This window comes from Methylobacterium sp. NMS14P (assembly GCF_028583545.1).
Classification (GTDB): Bacteria; Pseudomonadota; Alphaproteobacteria; order Rhizobiales; family Beijerinckiaceae; genus Methylobacterium.
This window is the reverse complement of sequence record NZ_CP087106.1, coordinates 3,478,938-3,496,669: the sequence shown is the minus strand read 5'-3', so window position 1 is coordinate 3,496,669 and position 17,732 is coordinate 3,478,938. Positions and strand designations below refer to the sequence as shown.

At 71.3% G+C, this 17,732-nt stretch carries 15 protein-coding genes; 10 read left to right on the top strand and 5 right to left on the bottom strand.

Features of this window, described 5'->3' with window-relative positions:
* Nucleotides 1-18: 18 nt before the first annotated feature.
* Nucleotides 19-780, bottom strand: a complete 762-nt coding sequence (gene tpiA, locus LOK46_RS16760) for a triose-phosphate isomerase (RefSeq protein ID WP_273558958.1) — start codon at nt 778-780, stop codon at nt 19-21.
* A 186-nt stretch (nt 781-966) separates the two neighbouring features.
* On the opposite strand from tpiA, the gene LOK46_RS16755 reads away from it, so the two are divergent.
* The 7 genes from LOK46_RS16755 to LOK46_RS16725 all read left to right on the top strand — a co-directional run bounded on the left by LOK46_RS16755 (nt 967) and on the right by LOK46_RS16725 (nt 8,787).
* Nucleotides 967-2,868, top strand: coding sequence for a peptidylprolyl isomerase (locus tag LOK46_RS16755; RefSeq protein WP_273558956.1), 1,902 nt, complete (start codon nt 967-969; stop codon nt 2,866-2,868).
* A gap of 3 nt (nt 2,869-2,871) precedes the next feature.
* A complete protein-coding gene (gene trpE / locus LOK46_RS16750) occupies nt 2,872-4,392 on the top strand; it encodes an anthranilate synthase component I (RefSeq protein WP_273558954.1) in 1,521 nt (506 codons plus the stop codon).
* Between the two features lie 103 nt (nt 4,393-4,495).
* The gene (locus LOK46_RS16745; protein ID WP_273564611.1) at nt 4,496-5,110 is read left to right on the top strand and encodes an anthranilate synthase component II; all 615 of its coding nucleotides are present in this window, start codon (nt 4,496-4,498) and stop codon (nt 5,108-5,110) included.
* A gap of 34 nt (nt 5,111-5,144) precedes the next feature.
* Entirely contained in the window at nt 5,145-6,182 is a 1,038-nt protein-coding gene (gene trpD / locus LOK46_RS16740) for an anthranilate phosphoribosyltransferase (RefSeq protein ID WP_273558952.1), read from the top strand.
* A complete protein-coding gene (gene trpC, locus LOK46_RS16735; protein ID WP_273558950.1) occupies nt 6,179-7,066 on the top strand; it encodes an indole-3-glycerol phosphate synthase TrpC in 888 nt (295 codons plus the stop codon). The genes trpD and trpC overlap by 4 nt, the downstream gene beginning before the upstream one ends.
* Nucleotides 7,067-7,069: 3 nt before the next feature.
* Complete coding sequence (moaC, locus tag LOK46_RS16730) at nt 7,070-7,561, top strand: cyclic pyranopterin monophosphate synthase MoaC (protein ID WP_273558949.1); 492 nt, start codon at nt 7,070-7,072, stop codon at nt 7,559-7,561.
* Nucleotides 7,558-8,787 (top strand): molybdopterin molybdotransferase MoeA, encoded by a 1,230-nt coding sequence (locus LOK46_RS16725; protein WP_273558947.1) that lies wholly within the window; start codon nt 7,558-7,560, stop codon nt 8,785-8,787. The genes moaC and LOK46_RS16725 overlap by 4 nt, the downstream gene beginning before the upstream one ends.
* A 3-nt stretch (nt 8,788-8,790) precedes the next feature.
* On the opposite strand, the gene LOK46_RS16720 is transcribed toward LOK46_RS16725, so the two are convergent.
* On the bottom strand, nt 8,791-10,575 hold the full coding sequence (locus tag LOK46_RS16720; protein ID WP_273558945.1) for a hypothetical protein: 1,785 nt from the start codon (nt 10,573-10,575) through the stop codon (nt 8,791-8,793).
* 205 nt (nt 10,576-10,780) lie between these two features.
* Between LOK46_RS16720 and LOK46_RS16715 the strand changes: the two genes are divergently transcribed.
* The 3 genes from LOK46_RS16715 (at nt 10,781) to LOK46_RS16705 (ending at nt 14,420) form a co-directional block, all read left to right on the top strand.
* Complete coding sequence (locus LOK46_RS16715) at nt 10,781-12,283, top strand: NAD(P)/FAD-dependent oxidoreductase (RefSeq protein WP_273558943.1); 1,503 nt, start codon at nt 10,781-10,783, stop codon at nt 12,281-12,283.
* A 278-nt stretch (nt 12,284-12,561) separates the two neighbouring features.
* Complete coding sequence (locus LOK46_RS16710; protein ID WP_273558941.1) at nt 12,562-13,845, top strand: PQQ-dependent sugar dehydrogenase; 1,284 nt, start codon at nt 12,562-12,564, stop codon at nt 13,843-13,845.
* A gap of 257 nt (nt 13,846-14,102) precedes the next feature.
* Nucleotides 14,103-14,420, top strand: a complete 318-nt coding sequence (locus tag LOK46_RS16705) for a c-type cytochrome (protein ID WP_273558939.1) — start codon at nt 14,103-14,105, stop codon at nt 14,418-14,420.
* Between the two features lie 107 nt (nt 14,421-14,527).
* Here the strand turns inward: LOK46_RS16705 and lepA are convergent, their stop codons facing one another.
* From lepA to LOK46_RS16690, 3 genes are all read right to left on the bottom strand, one after another.
* Nucleotides 14,528-16,330: a translation elongation factor 4 gene (gene lepA, locus LOK46_RS16700; protein ID WP_273558936.1), complete on the bottom strand. Its 1,803-nt coding sequence runs from the start codon at nt 16,328-16,330 to the stop codon at nt 14,528-14,530.
* Nucleotides 16,331-16,654: 324 nt separating this feature from the next.
* The gene (locus tag LOK46_RS16695) at nt 16,655-16,855 is read right to left on the bottom strand and encodes a hypothetical protein (RefSeq protein WP_010682254.1); all 201 of its coding nucleotides are present in this window, start codon (nt 16,853-16,855) and stop codon (nt 16,655-16,657) included.
* Between the two features lie 61 nt (nt 16,856-16,916).
* Complete coding sequence (locus LOK46_RS16690; protein WP_273558923.1) at nt 16,917-17,702, bottom strand: HugZ family pyridoxamine 5'-phosphate oxidase; 786 nt, start codon at nt 17,700-17,702, stop codon at nt 16,917-16,919.
* Between the last annotated feature and the right edge of the window lie 30 nt (nt 17,703-17,732).

Here is a 17,732-nt window from a genome sequence, read left to right as displayed (position 1 = left end):
GCCCTGGCGGTCCCGCGGTCAGGCGTAGGCGGCGCAGATCCCCAGGAAATCGTCCGCCACGAGGCTGGCGCCGCCCACGAGCGCGCCGTCCACGTTGTCCACCGACAGCAGTTCCTTGGCGTTCCCGGGCTTCACCGAGCCGCCGTAGAGGATGCGGATCTTCTGCGCCTCGTCGCCCACGAGCTTGTCGAGCATCTCCCGCAGGGAGGCGTGAACCTCGGCGACGTCGCGCGGCGTCGGCGTCCGCCCCGAGCCGATCGCCCAGACCGGCTCGTATGCGATCACCGTGTCGGCCGCCGTCGCGCCCTTGGGCAGGCCGATGGCGAGCTGGGCGCGGACGATGTCGAGGGCGCGGCCCTGCTCGCGCTCCTCGATCGTCTCACCGACGCAGATGATGCCGCACAAGCCCGCGCGCCTGGCGCCCAGCGCCTTCGCGTGGACGCCGTCGTCGGTCTCGTGGTGATAGGCCCGGCGCTCGGAATGGCCGACGATCACGTACTTGGCGCCGAGATCGGCGAGCATCTCGGCGGAGATCGAGCCCGTGAAGGCGCCGCTCGGGCGAGCGTGCAGGTTCTGGCCTCCGATCGCGATCGGCGATCCGGCCGCCGCCGCCACGCAGGATCCGATCAGCGTCGCGGGCGGGCAGATCAGCACGTCGATGCTGGACGCGAGGTCCGGCGAGAGCCCGTCGCGAATCGCTTCGACAACCTGGATGGATGCCCGGGTCCCGTTCATCTTCCAGTTGCCAGCGACAAGCGGCTTGCGCCCAGACTGCGTCATTCCTGCCCTCGCTCCGCCGCGGCTTTTCCGAAGTTGCCGGGGCCTACCAGAGCGAGCTTGAGCGTGCAAACGGCCCGGAGCGCCCGAGCCTTTGCCTGTGGACGCGAATGGTCTATCGCGGTCGGCTCTCAGGGACAGCGCCGGCCCGGCGACGGGACGGCTGCCGAAGGTACTCGATCACAGACCATGCTTCAGGGCATCCGCAACGCCAGCCAGCACTGGCTCGGCAAGATCGTCTTGACGATCATCTTCACGCTGCTGATCGCCGGTGTCGGCATCTTCGGGGTCGAGGAGTTCTTCCGCGGCGGCGCGAGCAACAAGGTGGCCACGGTCGGCAGCACGCCGATCACCGCCGAGCAGGTGCGCCAAGCCTACCAGAACCAGCTGCAGCGCTATCAGACGCAGCTGAAGCGTCCGCTCACGCCCGATCAGGCGCGGATGCTCGGTCTGGACCGTCAGGTGATGTCCCAGCTGATCACGGAGGCCGCCCTCGATCAGAAGACTCACGACCTCGGCCTCACGGTGCCGGATTCCTCGGTGATCAAGGCGATCCACGACGAGAAGAGCTTCCAGAACCAGCAGGGTCAGTTCGAGCCGCAGCTCTTCTACCAGACCCTGCAGCGCGCCGGCCTCAACGAGGGCCTGTTCGTGCGCGAGCAGCGCTCGGTGATCGCCCGCCTGCAGCTGGCGGAGGCGGTGTCGTCGGACCTGCACGTGCCGCTCGCCATGCGGGAGGCCGTCCACCGCTACACCACCGAGCGCCGCGCGGCCGCCTACCTGATGCTGACCCCGTCGGTGGCCGGACAGATCCCCGAGCCGACGGACGACGAGCTGAGGACCTGGTACGAGGCCAACAAGGCCGGCTTCCGGGCGCCGGAGTTCCGGGCGGCCAACCTCCTCGTGGTCGAGCCCGAGGCGATGGCGAAGCCCGACGCGATCACCGAGGCCGACGCCCGCGCCGCCTACGCGCTGAACAAGGACCGCTACGGCACGCCCGAGAAGCGCACGATCCAGCAGATCGTGTTCCCCGACGCGGCCGCGGCCGAGGCGGCCCGCAAGGCGATCACGGACGGCTCCAAGACCTTCGACGCGGTGGCGGCCGAGCGCGGCACCGACGAGAAGGACCTGACCCTCGGCACGCTGACCAAGAGCGAGCTGTTCGACAAGGCCGTCGCCGACGCCGCCTTCGCGCTGCCGGAGGGCGGCGTCAGCCAGCCGGTCCAGGGCCGGTTCGGCACGGTGCTGCTGCGCGTGACCAAGATCGAGGCCGGGACGGTGAAGCCGTTCGAGGCGGTGGACGGCGAGATCCGCAAGGCCCTCGCCCTGGCCCGCGCCCGCGACGCCATGGAGACCACCCGCGACGCGATCGAGGACCAGCGGGCCGGCGCCAAGCCGCTGGCCGACATCGCGGCCGAGCGCGGCCTCAAGGTCGTCGCCGTGAAGGCCGTCGATGCGAACGGCAAGGGACCGGACGGGCAGCGGATCACCGACATCCCGGACCCGGAGACCACCCTGCCGGCCCTGTTCCGCGCCGAGATCGGCGGCGACAACGAGCCCCTGCGGACCAAGACCGGCGGCTACGTCTGGTACGACGTCACCGGAATCGACGCCGCCCACGACAAGCCCCTCGACGAGGTGAAGGACGGCGTGAAGGCCGGCTGGACCGCGACCGAGATCGCCAAGCGCCTCCAGGCCAAGGGCCGCGAGCTCGTCGAGAAGATCAACAAGGGCGAGACGATCGAGGCCGCCGCCCAGGAGGTCGGCGTCAACCTGCAGGATGCGCAGGATCTCGCGCGAAACCAGGCCAAGGACATGCTCACGGCGGACGTCGTGAACCTGATCTTCGCGACCCCGGTGGGCAAGGCCGGCACGGCGGCTGCCGGCGATTCGCGCGCGGTCTTCAAGGTCACGGCGGCGACGGTGCCGGCCTTCGTGGCCGACAGCCCGAGCGACAAGCAGATCACGCAGAGCTTCCAGGCCGCGCTCGCCGACGACGTGCTGTCCGAGTACATCAGCGAGGTTCAGAAGAACGCCGGCGTGAAGGTCGATCCGGCGGCCCTGCGGCGCGCCATCGGCGGCGAGTACTGAGGCATGGCCGAAACGGCGGACTACGCGGCCTTCGCGGCGCGCTACGAGGCCGGGCAGCCGAGCCTCGCGGCGGTGAGCCTCGTGGCGGACCTCGAGACGCCGGTGGCGGCGTTCCTCAAGCTGCGCGCCGGCCATTCCGGGCCGGCCTTCCTGCTCGAATCGGTCGAGCGCGGCGCCGTCCGCGGCCGTTACTCGATGATCGGCCTCGATCCGGACCTGATCTGGCGCTGCCGGGAGGGGGCGCCCGCGATCGCGCGCGGGGCCGATCTCACGCGGTTCGAGCCGGATTCCCGGGCGCCGCTGGCGAGCCTGCGAGCCCTGATCGCCGAGAGCGCCATCGGCGAGTCGGACGGCCAGGACCTGCCGCCGATGGCCGCCGGCCTGTTCGGCTATCTCGGCTACGACATGGTCCGCGCCATGGAGCGGCTGCCGGAGCCGAACCCCGATCCCCTCGGCGTGCCGGACGCGATCCTGGTGCGCCCCCGCGTGATGGTGGTGTTCGACTCCATCCGCGACGTCATCACCGTCGTCTCGCCGGTCCGGCCCGCCCCCGGCGTCGCGGCCCGGGCCGCCTACGAGGACGCGCTGCACCGCGTCGACCGGGTCGCCGCCGCCCTGGAGGGGCCGCTGCCCATCGAGGCGCGGGTGGACCTGTCGGCGGTCGCCCCGCCCGAGGCGGTCTCGAACACGCCGCCGGACGACTTCTTCGCCATGGTGGCGCGCGCCAAGGAGTACATCGTCGCGGGCGACGTGTTCCAAGTGGTGCTGTCCCAGCGCTTCTCGGCGCCGTTCACCCTCCCGGCCTTCAGCCTGTACCGCTCGCTCCGGCGGACGAACCCGGCGCCGTTCCTGTGCTACCTCGACTTCGAGGGCTTCCAGATCGTCTGCTCCTCGCCCGAGATCCTGGTGCGGGTGCGCGACGGCGTGGTCACGGTCCGCCCGATCGCGGGCACGCGCCGCCGCGGCGCGACCCAGGCCGAGGATGCCGCCCTCGCCGAGGAGCTGCTCGCCGATCCGAAGGAGCGGGCCGAGCACCTGATGCTCCTCGATCTCGGCCGCAACGACGCCGGCCGGGTCTCGCGGATCGGCAGCGTCCGGGTGACCGACTCGTTCTTCATCGAGCGCTACAGCCAGGTCATGCACATCGTGTCGAACGTCGAGGGCGACCTCGACCCGCGCCACGATCCCCTGGACGCCCTGGCGGCGGGATTCCCGGCCGGCACGGTCTCGGGCGCCCCGAAGGTCCGGGCCATGGAGATCATCGACGAGCTGGAGCGCGAGAAGCGCGGGCCGTACGCGGGCTGCATCGGCTATTTCGGCGCGCGGGGCGAGATGGACACCTGCATCGTCCTGCGCACCGCGGTGGTGAAGGACGGGACGATGCACGTCCAGGCCGGGGCCGGGATCGTCTACGACTCGGACGCCGCCTCCGAGCAGCAGGAATGCGTCAACAAGGCCAAGGCGCTGTTCCGGGCCGCCGAGGAGGCGGTGCGCTTCGCCGCGCAGGCGAAACGCGGGCAGTAGGGCGGACGCGCGGCGGCTCGGGTCCCGGCGCCGTCCGACGTCGATGGTTGACCGCGCGGGTGCGAGCGGTCACATCGCCTGCATGCCCGAGCGTGCCGCCGCGATGCCCAACGTCCTCGTCATCGACAACTACGATTCCTTCACGTGGAATCTCGTGCACCTGATCGGGCCGCTCTGCGGTACGGTCGATGTCGCGCGCAACGACGCGCTGACGATCGCCGACATCCGCGCCAGGGCACCCGACGCGATCGTGCTGTCACCCGGGCCGTGCACGCCCACGGAGGCGGGGATCTGCCTCGACGTTGTCCGCGACCTGTCCGAGGAGATTCCGATCTTCGGCGTGTGCCTCGGCCTCCAGGCGATCGGCCAGGCCTTCGGCGGCGACGTCGTGCGGGCGCCCCTGCCGCTCCACGGCAAGGTCTCGACCATCCGGCACGGCGCGCGCGGCCTGTTTCGCGGCCTGAACGACAGTTTCGAGGCGACGCGCTACCACTCCCTGGTGGTCGACCGCGCGACCTGTCCGACGGCCCTGCGGGTCACCGCCGAGGCGGACGGCCTGATCATGGGCCTGGAGCACGCCGACCGGCCGCTCCACGGCGTCCAGTTCCACCCCGAGAGCATCCGGTCGCAGCACGGCACGGAGATCGTGAAGAACTTCCTCGATCTCGCCGCCGCCTGGAACACGGCGCGTGACAGGACGCGTGCCGACGTGCATTGACGCCGGGGGCCGGGGCGGCCCTCCGTAAGAACCCATGGACAGCTTCAGACCCCATCTCGCGAAGGTCGCCGGGGGCCTCCCCCTCGACCGCGCCGAGGCCCGCGCCGCCTTCGACGACCTGCTGTCGGGCGAGGTCACGCCGGTCCAGGCCGGCGCCTTCCTGACCGCCCTCAAGGTGCGCGGCGAGAGCGTCGAGGAGATCGTCGGCGCGGCCGAGGCCATGCGGGCGCGGATGACGCGCGTCGCGGCTCCGGCGAACGCCGTCGACGTCGTCGGCACCGGCGGCGACCATTCCGGCAGCGTCAACGTCTCCACCCTGGCGGCGATCGTCGTGGCCGCCTGCGGCGTGCCGGTGGCGAAGCACGGGAACCGCGCGGCGACCTCGCGCTCCGGCGCCGCCGACGTGCTCGCGGCTCTGGGCGTCCGGCTCGGGCTCGACCCCGCCGCGCAGGCCCGCTGCCTCCACGAGGCCGGCCTCTGCTTCCTGTTCGCGCAGGCCCACCACCCGGCGATGCGCCACGTCGCGGCGGTCCGGTCCGAACTGCCCGTGCGCACGATCTTCAACCTGCTCGGCCCGCTGAGCAACCCGGCCAGCGTCGGCTACCAGCTCTTCGGCGTCGCCCAGGCGGCGCTCGCGGAGCCGCTGACGCGGGTCCTGGCCGAACTCGGCAGCCGCCGGGTCTGGACCGTCCACGGGTCCGACGGGCTCGACGAGATCACCGTCACGGGCCCGACGCAGGTGGTTGCCCTCGACGCGGGCCGGCTGTCCCACTTCACCATCGACCCGCGCGACTTCGGTCTGGCGCTCCGCGCCCCCGAGGAGCTGCGCGGCGGCGACCCGGCCGACAACGCGCGGGCCCTCGAGGCCGTCCTGGCGGGGGCGCGAAACGCCTACCGGGACATCGCGGTCCTCAACGCGGGGGCGGCGCTCGTCGTCGCGGGGGCCGTGCGGGCCCTGGCGGACGGCGTCGCGCAGGCGCAGGATGCCGTCGATTCCGGGGCCGCCCGGGCGACGCTCGCCCGCCTCGTCCGGGCTTCGAACGACCACGCCAACGGGCAGGAGGGCCGATGAGCTCGCTGACGCACGAGGCGACCCCGGAGCAGGGTGCCGGGACGCCGACCGAGCGGCCGAACGTCCTCGCCCGCATCGAGGCCTACAAGCGCCGCGAGATCGCCGAGGCGAAGCTGCGCGTGCCGCTCGCCAAGCTGGAGCGAAAGGTCGCGCAGGCGGAGCCGGTGCGCGGCTTCGCGGCGGCGATCCGGGCCCATCTCGGCGCGGATCGCCCGGCGCTCATCGCCGAGGTCAAGAAGGCCTCGCCCTCGAAGGGCCTGATCCGCGCCGACTTCGATCCAGCGACCCTCGCCGCCGCCTACGAGGCCGGCGGCGCCACCTGCCTGTCGGTGCTGACCGACGAGCCCTCGTTCCAGGGGCGGCCCGAGTACCTGACGGCGGCGCGCGCGGCCTGCCGGCTGCCGGTCCTGCGCAAGGACTTCCTGTTCGAGCCCTATCAGGTCTACGAGGCCCGGGCCTGGGGCGCCGACTGCATCCTCGTCATCATGGCCTGCCTCGACGACGACGAGGCCGTCGCCCTGGTCGAGACGGCGCACCTCCTCGGGTTGGATGTCCTGGTCGAGGTGCACGACGAGGCCGAGCTCGCGCGGGCGATCCCCCTCGGCACGGCCCTGGTCGGCATCAACAACCGGAACCTCAAGACCTTCGAGGTCTCGTTCGAGACCGCGATCCGGCTGGCACCGGGGATCCCGGCGGATCGGATCGCCGTGGCCGAGAGCGGCATCGGCGACCACGCCGACGTGGTGCGGCTGCGGGACAACGGCCTCGGCGTGGTGCTGGTCGGCGAGAGCCTGATGCGGCAGCCGGACGTCGCGGTGGCGGCCCGCGCCCTGCTGTTCGGTGACGCGGACGCCAAGGGCGGCAAGCCGCGGAAGAAGGCGTAAGCGATGCGGCCTGGCTCGACGCTGACCCATCTCGACACCAGCGGCGCGGCCAACATGGTCGACGTCACCGACAAGCCCGCCACCGACCGGACCGCCCGGGCGGAAGGTCAGATCGTGATGAGGCCCGAGACGCTGGCGCTGATCCGCGAAGGTGACGCCAAGAAGGGCGACGTGATCGGCACGGCCCGGCTCGCCGGCATCATGGCGGCCAAGCGCACCCACGAGTTGATCCCGCTCTGTCACCCGCTCCTGCTGTCGAAGGTGCGGGTGGAGTGCGAGCCCGACGACGCGCTCCCGGGCCTGCGCATCGCCGCCGAGGTCCGGGTCCAGGGTCCGACCGGCGTCGAGATGGAGGCGCTCACCGCCGTCTCGGTGGCCTGCCTGACGGTCTACGACATGGTGAAGGCGGTCGATCGCGGCATGCGGATCGAGGGCATCCGGCTGACCGCCAAGGACGGCGGCCGCTCGGGCGCCTACCGGGCTCCGACGGAATGAGCGGGCTGATCCCGGTCGCCGAGGCGCTGGCGCGGGTGCTCGCGAGCGTCGCCGCGCCGGTCGACCCCGAGACCGTGCCGCTGGCCCAGGCCGGCGGTCGGACGCTCGCCGCCGACGTCGTCGCCTCGCGCACCCAACCGCCGTTCCCGGCCTCGGCCATGGACGGCTACGCCGTGCGCGGCGCCGACGCCGCGGCGGTCGGGGCGACCCTGCGGCTGATCGGCACCAGCGCGGCCGGCCACGGCTTCTCGGGCCGTATCGGCGCGGGCGAGGCGGTCCGGATCTTCACCGGCGCGCCGGTGCCGGAGGGCGCGGACGCGATCCTGATTCAAGAGAACGCCACCGCCGAGGCGGACGCGGTGCGCGTTCTGGAGCCCGTGGAGCCGGCGCGGTTCATCCGCCGGGCCGGCCTCGACTTCACCGCGGGCGAGACCCTGATCCCGGCCGGCATGAGCCTCGACGCGCGGCGGCTGGCGCTCGCCGCCGCGGCCGGTCATCCGCGGCTCCCGGTCCGTCGGCGGCCGCGCGTCGCGATCCTCGCCACCGGTGACGAACTGGTGGAGCCGGGCGCGACGCCGGGCTGGGACCAGATCGTCGCCTCGAACAGCCTCGCGCTCGGCGCCCTCGCCGCGGAGGCGGGCGCCGACATCGTCGATCTCGGCATCGCCGCGGACGACCACGACGCCCTGGCGGACGCGTTCCGTCGCGCCCGCGCGGCGCGGGCCGACCTGCTGATCACCCTCGGCGGTGCCTCCGTCGGCGACCACGATCTGGTTCAGGCCGCGCTCGCCAAGGAGGGGCTGGAGCTCGGCTTCTGGCGGGTGGCCCTCCGGCCGGGCAAGCCGCTGATGCACGGCCGCCTCGGCGACATGCTGGTGATCGGACTGCCGGGCAACCCGGTCTCGTCCATCGTGTGCGGGCTGCTGTTCGTGGTGCCGGCGATCCGCGCGCTCCAGGGCGATCCGCTGGCGGGCGCCGACCGGAGCGAGCCGGCGACGCTCGGCCGCGATATGCCGGAGAATGACGGGCGGGCCGACTACATGCGGGCGAGCCTCGCCCTCGAGCCTGGCCGGCTGCCGGTCGCGACCGCCGAGCAGCGCCAGGATTCGTCGATGCTCGCCGTCCTCGGACGGTCCGAGGCCCTGCTGCTCCGCGCCCCGCACGCGCCGGCCGCGCGCGCCGGCGATCCCTGCCGGATCATCCGACTCGATCGCCGCCTGCTCTGATCGTCAGGGCACGACGCGCCAGGCCTTGAGCGGTCCGGGCACGTCGAGCGGAACGAGGCGCGCGCTCCGGGCAGCGCCCTCGGCGAGTCGCGTCGCGAAGGCCGTCTCCGCCTGAAGATTCTCGGCCGGCCGGGCGGGGCAGGCGACGAGGTAGCGGACGTTGAAGGCCGTCAGGACCCGGTCGAGGTCGGCCTCGGTGCCGCCCAGCCCCTCGATTGCCGCCGCGAGGCCGGGAACGGCCCGGTGGTAGGGCGCGGCGACGATCCCGTGCGGGGTCCGGAGCAGGATCGACGGCCCCATGAAGATCGGGGCGAGCACGGTGCCTTCCGGCAGGCGCGCCAGGGGGCGGACGGCGGCGTCGTCGAGGCAGGCGGTGGTCTCGGCCGCGTCGGGCGCGGTGCGCAGGCCGGTCGCCAGGATCCCCGCCAGGAGCGCGGGGATCATCCAGAGGCTGCTGACCATCGCGGCACCGAGGAGCGCGACGGGCCAGCGCCCGGCCGCGGCCGGGCGGGCGGCCCGCGCCAAAGCGCGGTCGAGGACGACACCCGCGACCAGCGGCACGAAGCCCGAGACGATGTAGAGGCCGCGGAACTGAACGATGCCGAGGATCAGCCCCGGCCACAGGAACAGCGCGATCACCGACCAGGTCCGGCGTTCCGGCCCGCGCCACGCCATCCCGCTGGCCGTGAGGCTCGCGAGGAACACGACCGGGTAGAAGACCAGGGCTTCCCATTGACCGCGCGCCACGAATTTCGTCAGCGGTGCCATCTCGTTGACCGTGAGCAGCCAGTGGATCCGGACCAGGGGCGGCATGTCGGGGAACGGGCCGCCGAGGCAGGCCGGGAAGGCGGTGGCGAACCCGGCCAGCAGGACGCTCCCCGCGAGGCCCGCGAGGGCGAGGCGCGCCAGGACCGTCGCGAGGCGCTCGCCCGCGGCGGCGGCTCCGGCGGCGAGGCCGAGGCCGCCCAGAAAGAGCCAGAGCCAGGGCGGCGAGAGCGCGTCGCAGTGGGTGACGCCCCAGAGCGCGGGGGCCGTCTGGAGGGCGAACAGCCCGGGCGCGGCCAGGCCGAGACCGAGGCCGAAGCCCGCGAGTGACGGCAGCGCGGGTCGTCCGCGCATGCACCAGTCGCCGGTCAGAAAGAGGGCCGCGAGCGCGACGAAGGGCAGGCCCTCGAGGCCGATCGCCAGCGAGACGGCCGCCAGGAACCCGCCGATCACGCCGGGTCGCAGACCTCCGCGGATCATGCAGAAGGCGAGACCGAGAATCGAGATGATCTGCAGGTTGTGGTGATCGACCCGCCCCACTTGGAACTGGATCGTCACACCGAGGGTCTGCGTGGCCGCGATCAGGGCCAGGAGCGCGGGCCGGCTGCCGAAGCTGTGCCGGACGCCGCGATACAGCAGGCAGCCGTAGAGCCCGAAGAGTAGCATCGGCCAGAGGGCCGCCGTCAGGCCCTCGGCGCGCGCGAGGCCCGTCAGGGGCGTGAGCGCCAGGATCAGGCCCGCGATGGGCGCGTCGACGAGGCGCGACCAGTGGCTCGGCACGCCGCCCGGAGTCAGGAAGCGGTACTGGACGTTGTCGTACCAGCCCTGGCCGGACAGCAGGTCGCGGACTTCCACGAGGCGCATGGCGTCGTCGGTATCCGGGACGCGCAGGTGGTGGACGGTTTCCCACACGGCGTGGGGGGCGTTCATCGTCGCGATGCAGAGGGCGGCGAGCACCCACAGCAGCGTGCGGGCCTCGATCCGCCCGCGCGGTCGGGAGAGGGGTAGCGCCGGATCCGGCATGGTTGGATCACCCGGGCGGGCGGTCGATGCCCTCGCCGGCATGCTCGCGCGGTTCGGCTTAACGCGCGGTCAAAGGGCACCGGACCCGCGGTCCGATCGCCGGTCTGCCCCGTCGGCGCCAGCAGTTCTTTAACCACGACCGGGCATCCTGGCGACCGGTCGGCGTCCTGCGCGTCGCGCGCCGCACCAATCGCCGGAGCATGGGATGAGCCACCACACCGAGACGCTGGTGATCGGCGCGGGGCCCGCGGGCCTGACCGCCGCATACCTGCTGTCGAAGAAGGGCCGCTCGGTCACAGTCCTGGAGCGGGATCCGGCGCAGGTCGGCGGGATCTCGCGCACCGTCTCGCACAACGGCTACCTGTTCGATATCGGCGGCCACCGATTCTTCTCGAAGTCGCAGGCCGTGGTCGATCTCTGGGACGAGATCCTCCCCGACGACTTCATCGAGCGCCCGCGGCTGTCGCGGATCTACTATCGCGGCCGGTACTACGCCTACCCGCTCAAGGCCTTCGAGGCGCTGCGCAACCTCGGCGTCGTCACGAGCGCGGCCTGCGTCGCCTCCTACCTCTACGCCCGCCTGCGGCCCGTCGCGGAGCCCAAGACCTTCCACGCCTGGGTGCGCAACCAGTTCGGCGAGCGCCTGTTCTCGATCTTCTTCAAGACCTACACCGAGAAGGTGTGGGGCATGTCGTGCGACGCGATCTCGGCCGACTGGGCGGCCCAGCGCATCAAGGGGCTCGACCTCGGCGCGGCGATCCGCGACGGCGTCAAGCGGTCGCTGGGCCTGCGCAAGGCGCCGAAGGCCGGCGGTCCGGTCATCAAGACGCTGATCGAGTCGTTCCGCTATCCCCGCCGCGGACCCGGCATGATGTGGGAGGCGGCGGCCGCCAAGATCCACGCCCAGGGCGGCCAGCTGAAGCTCGACCGCAGCGTCGATTCCCTGAGCTACGATGCCGGCACCGGCGTCTGGACAGTGGCGGCCCGCCGCTCCGACGGCAGCCGCGAGACCTTCACGGCCCGCAACGTCATCTCGTCCGCGCCGGTCCGCGAGCTGGTCGACGCGATCCGCCCGCGGCCGCTCAGCACCTTCAACGCCCGGGCGCTGAAGTATCGCGACTTCCTGACCGTGGCGCTCATCGCCAAGTCGGACAAGAATTTCCCGGACAACTGGATCTACATCCACGACCCGTCGGTGAAGGTCGGTCGCGTGCAGAACTTCCGCTCCTGGTCGCCCGAGATGGTGCCGGACGCGGACCACACCTGCCTGGGCCTCGAGTACTTCTGCTTCGAGGGCGACGGCCTGTGGAACGCCGACGATTCCGAGCTGGTGGAACTCGCCAAGCGCGAGATCGGGCAGATCGGCCTGATCGACTCGGCCGACGTCGTCGACGCCTGCGTGGTCCGCCAGCCGAAGGCCTACCCGGTCTACGACGAGGAGTATGCCGGCCACGTCGTGACCGTGCGGCGGGAGCTGGAGCGGGACTTCCCGAGCCTGCATCTCGTCGGCCGCAACGGCATGCACAAGTACAACAACCAGGACCACGCGATGATGACCGCGATGCTGACCGTGGAGAACATCCTCTGCGGCCGGCGCCGGCACGACGTCTGGCGGGTGAACGAGGACGCCGAGTACACCGAGTCCGGCGTGTCGGGGTCCGAGGCCGCCCTGGGCAGCGAGCGCCTCGTCCCGCGCAAGGTCGCCTGAATCCGGCTCGCGTCGAACGGGTCGGCCTCACCGTCCCTGCGCGCGGAGCGAAGCGATCCCGGGCGACGCCGAGCGCCTTGAGGTCGCGCTGCCCTGGGTCGCTTCGCTTCGCTCGGTATGACGGAGCGTGCGGCCCCACCGAGGCGCCGACCGGAATCCCTGTGGAAGGCGACAGGGCGCGAGCCGCGTCACCGGCGCCGCTTGCCGGTCTCTCCCGCGCCTCTATCGTTCCCTTCCGGTAATGCCCTGGTCCAAGGGCCGCCGGGAGGATTCTATCGATGCGATCTCTGCTTCTCGCCGCGCTCTTCGCTGGCGCGGCCATGCCGGCGGCGGTGCTCCCTGCCCTGGCGCAGGGTGCGGCCCCTGCTGAGACCAAGGCCAAGACCGACGACCTCGAGAAGCTCGAGGGCTTCCACAGCACCGACACCCAGGCCGCCGCGGAGATCCCGCAGACCGGCCGCCGCGCCGACGCGATCCGCAAGAACCTGTCGAAGATCAAGCTGCCGGACGGCTTCAAGATCGACCTGTACGCCGTGGTGCCGGACGCCCGCGCCATCGCGGTCGGGCCCAATGCCGGGGTGCTGTTCGTCGGCACCCGCAAGAGCAAGATCTACACCGTCACCGACCGCGACAAGGACCGGGTCGCCGACGAGGTGCGCCCCTTCGCGCCCGGCATCACGTTCAAGATCCCGAACGGCGTCTGCTTCTCGAAGGACGGCGTGCTCACCGTGGTCGAGCAGAACCGCGTCCTGGCCTTCCCGGCCGCCGAGTTCTTCTACGAGAACCCGGACGTCGCCGCCGGCGTGCTAGTCAAGCAGGGCGCGCTGATCCCGGCCTCCGAAGAGAGCTTCAACCACACCGCCCGGGTCTGCCGGGTCGGGCCCGACGGCAAGACCTACATCGCGCTCGGCCAGCCCTACAACGTGCCGCCCGCCGAGAAGATGGACCTCTACAAGAAGACCGGCATCGGCGGCATCATCCGGATCGACGCCGACGGCAAGAACCGCGAGGTCTACGCGACCGGCATCCGCAACTCGGTCGGGATGGACTTCAACACCGACAAGTCGCTGTGGTTCACCGACAACCAGGTCGACGGCATGGGCGACGACAAGCCGCCGGGCGAGCTGAACCGCGCGACCAAGGCGGGCGAGAATTTCGGCTTCCCATGGTTCGGCGGCGGCTCGGTCCGCACGGTCGAGTACAAGGACCAGACGCCGCCGGCCGACGCCGTCGCCCCGCAGGCCGAGTTGCCGCCGCACGCGGCCGATCTCGGCATGACCTTCTACAACGGCAAGCAGTTCCCGGCCGCCTACAAGGGCGGGATCTTCATCGCCGAGCACGGCTCGTGGAACCGCACCGAGCCGGTGGGCGCCCGGGTGATGTTCGGCAAGCTCGGCGCCGACGGCAAGGTCGAGTCGGTCAAGCCGTTCGCGGAAGGGTGGCTCACCGGCGACGGCGAGTATCTCGGCCGCCCGGTGGACGTCGCGGTGATGCTCGACGGCTCGCTGCTGGTCTCCGATGATTCCGCCGGGGCGATCTACCGGATCTCCTACGAGAAGTAGTTTTTTGCGACCGGGCGCCCCTTCTCAAGAGGGACGCCCCCATTGCGGACAGACGCGACGGACCCCCTCTCCCGAGCGGGAGAGGGTAGGGGTGAGGGACGAGAACTTTCAGGATCAGGCACGCGTTCGATGCGCCGAATAGGGTGCACTCCATTCGGAGCGACCTGATCCCTCACCCTGTCCCTCTCCCGCACGGGAGAAGGGACCCGCGCCTTTTACACTGACCCTTTGTGCCAGCGTCACTTTGAGTTCGCCCGATGATCCGTCCGCTTCTCGTTCTGCTCGCCACCCTCGTCCCGCTCTCGGCGCAGGCCGGCGACGCGGCCGCGGGCAAGAAGCGCGCGACCGCCTGCCAGACCTGCCACGGCATGGACGGGCTCTCGAAGCTGCCGGAGGCGCCGAATCTCGCCGGGCAGGTCGAACCCTACCTCGTGAAGGCGCTCGCCGAGTACCGCGACGGCAAGCGGCAGAACGAGATCATGAACGTGGTCGCGAAGGAGCTGTCGGACGCCGATATCGCCAATCTGGCGGCGTATTACGCGGGCATCCAGATCGACGTGCTGCCGCCCGGGTAAGCGGCGACACCGTCCATCGCGAGCGGAGCGACGAACCCACGGCGGCGGACTGCTGGCGAGCGCCGCGCAGCTGGATTGCTTCGCTCCGCTCGCAACGACGGCGCGGATCAATCGTCCATCTTCAGGGCGGCGATGAACGCTTCCTGGGGGATCTCGACGCGCCCGAACTGGCGCATCTTCTTCTTGCCTTCCTTCTGCTTGTCCAGGAGCTTGCGCTTGCGCGAGATGTCGCCGCCGTAGCACTTCGCGGTGACGTCCTTGGACAGGGCCTTGATCGTCTCGCGGGCGATGATCTTGCCGCCGATCGCCGCCTGGACGGGGATCTGGAACAGGTGGCGGGGGATCAGGTCCTTCAGCTTCTCGCACATCGCCCGGCCGCGCGACTCCGCGCGGGTGCGGTGGACCAGCATCGAGAGGGCGTCCACCGGCTCGGCATTCACCAGGATCGACATCTTCACGAGGTCGCCCTCGCGGTAATCCGACACGTGGTAGTCGAAGGAGGCGTAGCCCTTCGAGATCGACTTCAGCCGGTCGTAGAAGTCGAACACGACTTCGTTCAGCGGCAGGTCGTAGACCACCATGGCGCGCTTGCCGACGTAGTTGAGGTCGATCTGCACGCCGCGCCGGTCCTGGCAGAGCTTCAGCACGCCGCCGAGATACTCGTCGGGCGTCAGGATCGTGGCGCGGATCCAGGGCTCCTCGATCGTCTCGATCTTCATGATGTCCGGCATGTCGGCCGGGTTGTGCAACTCCTTGGTCTCGCCGTCGCGCATCTGGAGGCGGTAGACCACCGAGGGCGCCGTGGAGATCAGGTCGAGGTTGAACTCGCGCTCCAGCCGCTCCTGGATGATCTCCAGGTGCAGGAGCCCGAGGAAGCCGCAGCGGAAGCCGAAGCCGAGGGCGGCCGAACTCTCCATCTCGTAGGAGAACGAGGCGTCGTTGAGCCGGAGCCGGCCCATGGCCGAGCGCAGGTTCTCGAACTCGGCCGCGTCCACCGGGAACAGGCCACAGAACACCACCGCCTGGACCTCCTTGAAGCCCGGCAGCATGTCGGTGGTCTGGCGCTTGTCCTCGGTGATGGTGTCGCCGACGCGGGTGTCGGCCACTTCCTTGATCGAGCCGGTGAAGAAGCCGACCTCGCCGGGGCCGAGGGCGTCGATGTCGGCCATCTTCGGCCGGAACACGCCGATCCGGTCCACGCCGTAGACGGCGTCCGCGCCCATCATGCGGATGGTCATGCCCTTCTTGAGGGTGCCGTCGATGATCCGCACCAGCACCACGACGCCGAGATAGGCGTCGTACCAGCTGTCCACGAGGAGCGCCTTCAGGGGCGCGTCGCGGTTGCCCTTCGGCGGCGGCAGGCGCGTGACGATCGCCTCCAGCACCGCCTCGATGTTGAGGCCGGTCTTGGCCGAAATCGGCACGGCGTCTGAGGCGTCGAGGCCGATGACCTCCTCTATCTGCTCCTTCACCCGGTCCGGCTCGGCAGCCGGCAGGTCGACCTTGTTGAGGACCGGGACGATCTCGTGGTTGGCGTCGAGCGCCTGGTAGACGTTGGCGAGCGTCTGCGCCTCCACGCCCTGCGAGGCGTCGACCACCAGCAGCGAGCCCTCGCAGGCGGCCAGCGAGCGCGAGACCTCGTAGGCGAAGTCCACGTGGCCGGGCGTGTCCATCAGGTTCAGGACGTAGTCCTTGCCGTCCTGCGCCTTGTACTCCAGACGCACGGTCTGCGCCTTGATGGTGATGCCGCGCTCCTTCTCGATGTCCATCGAGTCGAGCATCTGCTCGCTCATGTCGCGGAGCGCGACCGTACCGGTCGCCTGGATCAGCCGGTCGGCCAAGGTCGATTTGCCGTGGTCGATATGCGCGACGATCGAGAAGTTGCGGATGGTGTCGATCGGGGCTGTCATCGGCATTCCGTTCGGGCGCGCGCCGGCGCGCACCGTCTGACGTCTGGACGTGTTCGGATGGATCGGCTCCCGCGCGAGATAGCAGCGCGGCGGGAAGGCGCCAAGCGCGGCCTGAGCGCCCGGGCAGATGCGCGGCCCGATTGAAGCACGCGCAAAGTCGGCGACAGCCTCGGCGCGGCGGCGGCTTCGGATCCCGGGCGCCGCCGCGCGCTCCCGGGAGGACGACGGATTCCGGTCCGGTCGGCCACGACGCAAAAACGACGGGGGCCGGAACGGGCCGGCCCCCGGGTCACGATCGTGTCTGGCGCCGAGGAGCGATCTGGCTCAGCGACCGCGGTCGCGGATCAGTCGCTCGATCTCGGCCTCGCCGTGGGAGCGCGCCTTGGCCTCGGTCGGATGCTTCCGGTCCGAACGCTGGTGCAGCTTGCCGTGCTTGCGGATGCTCCACTGGAACAGGGAGCCGCTCTCGCCGACCGGCTCCACGTCGAGGCTGAAGGGGTAGGTATCTGTCTGGGTATCGCTCATGGGGCCGATATGGGGCGGTCAGCGACCTTTCGCCATGCCTGATCGCCAAGTCCTTGCGCGTTTACGCGTCCGCACCGGTCGCGCGCGCCCGCGCGGCCATGGCAACGAGGCTTTTGCGCAGCGCACCCATGTCGGTGACGCGCTCCGGATAGGGGACGCGCACGGTGCGGTCGGCCGCCATCAGGTCCATGCCCTCCGGGTCGAGGCCGGTGAGTCGCCAGGGCAGGTCGGCCGCGCCGCCGGCGCCGGCGGCGTAGAGCGCCAGCGCGTCGGCGTGGTCGGCGTTCATGTGCTCGACGGCGCCGCGCTCGCCCGCCACGATCGCCTGCGCGTCCGCGAGGTCGAGGAGGAGCTGGTCGCGGGTCAGGGTCGCGGCCTTGGCGAAGCCGCCGTTCAGGTGGCCGGCCTCGGGCGCCAGGGCGAAGAAGCCGAAATCCGGGAAGTCGGCGTAGAGCTTGGCCTTGGGGTGCCGGGCCAGGAATCGCTCCCGCGCCCGCGCCTCGGCGGTCTGGACGGCGCGGCCGACCACGGTCAGCCTGGGATGGGCGAGGGGATCGCCCTTGCCGCCCTGCGAGAACAGCAGCGAGCAGCGCGGGTCGGCCAGCAGGTTGCGGGTGTGGGCCGACAGCCGTGACAGCAGCATCAGCGGCGTGCCGTCCGCGTCGGTGGCGATCGTGACGAGGGAGGCGAAGGGCGTCCCGTCCGGCTCCAGGGTCGCGAGCGCCCCGGACCGGACGCTGCGCAGGAGCGTGCGCGACAGGCCGATCGCGTCGAACGGCGCCGCCTCGGCTGGCAGCGGACGGGCCGGTCCTCCCGCACTCGGACCCGTGTCGATCGTCTCGCCCATGCGCGATTCCTCCCCACTCGAGCGGCCGCC

Excerpts from the sequence above, each read along its gene's own strand:
- LOK46_RS16755 (WP_273558956.1), top strand. The coding sequence starts at position 967 with ATGCTTCAGGGCATCCGCAACGCCAGCCAGCACTGGCTCGGCAAGATC.
- tpiA (WP_273558958.1), bottom strand. The coding sequence starts at position 780 with ATGACGCAGTCTGGGCGCAAGCCGCTTGTCGCTGGCAACTGGAAGATG.
- LOK46_RS16695 (WP_010682254.1), bottom strand. The coding sequence starts at position 16,855 with ATGAGCGATACCCAGACAGATACCTACCCCTTCAGCCTCGACGTGGAG.
- trpE (WP_273558954.1), top strand. The coding sequence starts at position 2,872 with ATGGCCGAAACGGCGGACTACGCGGCCTTCGCGGCGCGCTACGAGGCC.
- LOK46_RS16715 (WP_273558943.1), top strand. The coding sequence starts at position 10,781 with ATGAGCCACCACACCGAGACGCTGGTGATCGGCGCGGGGCCCGCGGGC.
- LOK46_RS16710 (WP_273558941.1), top strand. The coding sequence starts at position 12,562 with ATGCGATCTCTGCTTCTCGCCGCGCTCTTCGCTGGCGCGGCCATGCCG.
- LOK46_RS16745 (WP_273564611.1), top strand. The coding sequence starts at position 4,496 with ATGCCCAACGTCCTCGTCATCGACAACTACGATTCCTTCACGTGGAAT.
- lepA (WP_273558936.1), bottom strand. The coding sequence starts at position 16,330 with ATGACAGCCCCGATCGACACCATCCGCAACTTCTCGATCGTCGCGCAT.
- LOK46_RS16705 (WP_273558939.1), top strand. The coding sequence starts at position 14,103 with ATGATCCGTCCGCTTCTCGTTCTGCTCGCCACCCTCGTCCCGCTCTCG.
- LOK46_RS16720 (WP_273558945.1), bottom strand. The coding sequence starts at position 10,575 with ATGCCGGATCCGGCGCTACCCCTCTCCCGACCGCGCGGGCGGATCGAG.
- LOK46_RS16690 (WP_273558923.1), bottom strand. The coding sequence starts at position 17,702 with ATGGGCGAGACGATCGACACGGGTCCGAGTGCGGGAGGACCGGCCCGT.
- trpD (WP_273558952.1), top strand. The coding sequence starts at position 5,145 with ATGGACAGCTTCAGACCCCATCTCGCGAAGGTCGCCGGGGGCCTCCCC.
- trpC (WP_273558950.1), top strand. The coding sequence starts at position 6,179 with ATGAGCTCGCTGACGCACGAGGCGACCCCGGAGCAGGGTGCCGGGACG.
- moaC (WP_273558949.1), top strand. The coding sequence starts at position 7,070 with ATGCGGCCTGGCTCGACGCTGACCCATCTCGACACCAGCGGCGCGGCC.
- LOK46_RS16725 (WP_273558947.1), top strand. The coding sequence starts at position 7,558 with ATGAGCGGGCTGATCCCGGTCGCCGAGGCGCTGGCGCGGGTGCTCGCG.